The following is a 1,634-nucleotide window of genomic DNA, read 5'->3' as shown; positions in this document are numbered from 1 at the left end:
CGCGCCTTCAAGGTCGTCGTCGTGTCGGACCGCCGCGCGCTGAAGGCGCAGCTCACCCCGGTCCTGCGGCTCAGCGGCGAGGCGCCGCGGGTGGCCGGGAGCAGCGCCGAGGCGCGCCGCCTCCTCAGCAGTACCACGCCGGGCGTGATCCAGCTGATGATCCAGCAGGCCAGGGGCGGCGCGGCAGGGGGCCGGGAACTCGACGACCGCTTCCGCGGCCTGTTCGACTCCGTGCTCAACGACAGCGACGAGATCCTGCTGCTGATCGACGAGGCGCACCGGACGCACACCGGCTGGTGGCACGCCCGGCTCTCCACCGCGCTGCCCCGCGCCGTCAAGATCGGCTTGACGGGCACGCCCATCGTCCGGTCCCGCCGCCGCACCACCACCGAGATCTTCGGCTCGGAGATCGACCGCTACACGCTGCGGGAGGCCGAGCAGGACGGCGCCACCGTCCCGATCCGCTACGAGGGACGGCACATCTCGTCGGAGCTGGTCGACCGCGCCGCCCTGGACGCCGCCTACCAGGCCGAAGCGTCGGGCGAGGTGCCGCTGCGGCTGCGGGACGTCCTGGAGTCCACCGACCTGATCAAGGAGAAGGCGCGGGACATGCTCGCCCACTGGGTGGGCTACGTGCTGCCGGGCGGCTTCAAGGCCCAGGTCGTCGCGGTGAGCCGTCTCGCCGCCGTCCGCTACCGGGACGCTTTCCTCAGCGTCCGGGACGAGCTGGTTCGCGCCACCGAGAAGTACCTGGAGCGTCCGGGCTCGTATGACGGCTACGACGCGGCTCTCCTGGGGACCGCCGCCCGGCACCTGTACCCCCTCCGGGAGATCGACTTCATCCCGGTCATCTCGGCGGCGGCCGGTGACCCGCCGGAGTTCCGCCGCTGGACCGACGGCCCGGCCCAGGACGCGCACGTCCTCCGCTACCTGCTGCCGCTGCCGCGCCCCGTCGAGGGCGAGCGTGCGGGCGCGGGGAACGGCGTCCAGGTGTTCGGCGAGGGAGACCCCGACGACCCCTGGTCGGATTCGCCGCCGCTGGAAACCTCCCCTTCCGGCCCTGACAAGGTTCCGGACGGCCCGTGGGAGGAGGATCAGTACGGCGGTCTGGCCTCCGACAGCACGTTCTCCTCCGACTGGCTCGACAGCGCCTTCTCCGCCGGCCCGCACGAGTACGCCCCGTTCGCGGGCGACGAAACGCCTCGGCAGGGTGACGCGCCGGTCGCCTTCCTGATCGTGCAGCGGATGCTGCTCACCGGGTTCGACGCGCCGCTGGAACAGGCCCTGTACGTTGACCGTCCCATCCGGGCGGCGGAACTCCTCCAGGCCGTCGCGAGGACGAACCGTCCCGCGCGCAACAAGCCGCACGGTCTGGTCGTGGACTACGTCGCGCTCGCCGACAACCTCGATGAAGCGCTCGCCGAGTACGACCTCAGCGACCTGGAGGGAATGCGGGAGGACCTGCTCGGCTACGAGCTGCCCCGCTTGGAGGAGCATGCGGAGAGGCTGAGAGGAGTCTTGGCCGAACTCGGCGCGACCGGTCCATTCGCCGATGATCTGGAGGCTCAGGAACGTCTCCTCGAACGTCTGGAGGACCCGGATCTGCGCATGCGGTTCGACGAGGCCGCAAAGAC

1 protein-coding gene is annotated in these 1,634 nt (G+C 71.3%); it reads left to right on the top strand.

The window, feature by feature from the left end; all coding sequences use genetic code 11:
- Window positions 1-1,634 (top strand): UvrB domain 3-containing protein (locus ACIWVC_RS26510; RefSeq protein ID WP_396454722.1); only part of this gene is annotated, 1,634 nt, incomplete at both ends.

The organism is Actinomadura sp. (genome assembly GCF_044508335.1).
GTDB lineage: Bacteria > Actinomycetota > Actinomycetes > Streptosporangiales > Streptosporangiaceae > Spirillospora.
Note: the sequence above shows the minus strand (reverse complement) of the source record. Positions and strands in the feature narration are given on the sequence as shown.